This window comes from Myxococcaceae bacterium JPH2 (assembly GCA_016458225.1).
Classification (GTDB): Bacteria; Myxococcota; Myxococcia; order Myxococcales; family Myxococcaceae; genus Citreicoccus.
On the sequence record JAEMGR010000112.1, the window covers coordinates 1 to 985 of the forward strand.

Annotated in this window: 1 protein-coding gene; it reads left to right on the plus strand. The window is 64.9% G+C overall.

From position 1 onward, the window contains the following. A partial coding sequence (locus JGU66_36340) for a non-ribosomal peptide synthetase (protein MBJ6766246.1) occupies positions 1 to 985 on the plus strand: 985 nt, incomplete at both ends.

Sequence of the window (985 nt, forward strand, 5' to 3'; positions counted from 1 at the left end):
AGCTTCGAGGCGCTCGTTCAGCGGCACGAGGCCCTGCGCACCACGTTTGGAACCCACGACGGTGATCCGGTTCAGCTCATCGCATCCCAGGCTCGCATCCCGTGGGAGCGCGTCGATCTGAGTGGTGTCGCGGACTCCGAACGCGACGCGGAGGTGCGGAGTTCGGTCGCGCGCAGCGCACGGTGTTCCTTCAACCTTCAGTCTGGACCGCTGCTCCGCGCGACCCTGTTGAGGCTGTCTGATCAGGAGCACGTCTTGGTGCTGGTGATGCACCACATCGTGTCGGACGGCTGGTCCATGGAGATTCTCGTCCGGGAACTCACCGCCCTCTACGACGCGTTCACGCGACAGGCCAGCGCGTCACTGCCCGAGTTGCCGGTGCAGTATGTGGACTACTCCGTCTGGCAGCGCGAATGGCTGACGGGCGGAGTCCTGGAGTCTCAGCTCGCGTACTGGCGTGCTCAGTTGCAAGGGGCTTCCCGGGCGCTGGAGCTGCCGACGGATCGCCCTCGTCCGCCGACGCAATCCTTCCGAGGTTCGGTTCGAACGGTTTCCTGGCCGCTGGCGCTGTGGAGCAATCTCTCCGAGCTTGCTCAGCGCGAAGGAGCGACACCGTTCATGGTGTTGCTGGCGGCATTCCAAGCCGTGCTGTCGCGCTACTCGGGGCAGAGCGATGTGAGCGTGGGATCGCCTATCGCGGGGCGGACTCGGACCGAGTTGGAAGGCTTGATTGGGTTCTTCGTGAACACGCTGGTGCTGCGAGCGCGCCTGTCGCGGGACATGACGTTCCGAGAACTGCTGGCGCAAGTGCGAGAGGTGACGCTCGGTGCCTACGCACACCAGGACGTGCCGTTCGAGAAGCTGGTGGAGGAACTCCAGCCCGAGCGCGATCTGAGCCGCAGCCCGCTGTTCCAAGTGTCGCTCACGCTCCAGAACACGCCGGTGTCCGAGATTCGCCTGCCCGGACTTTCTCTGACGGGACTGG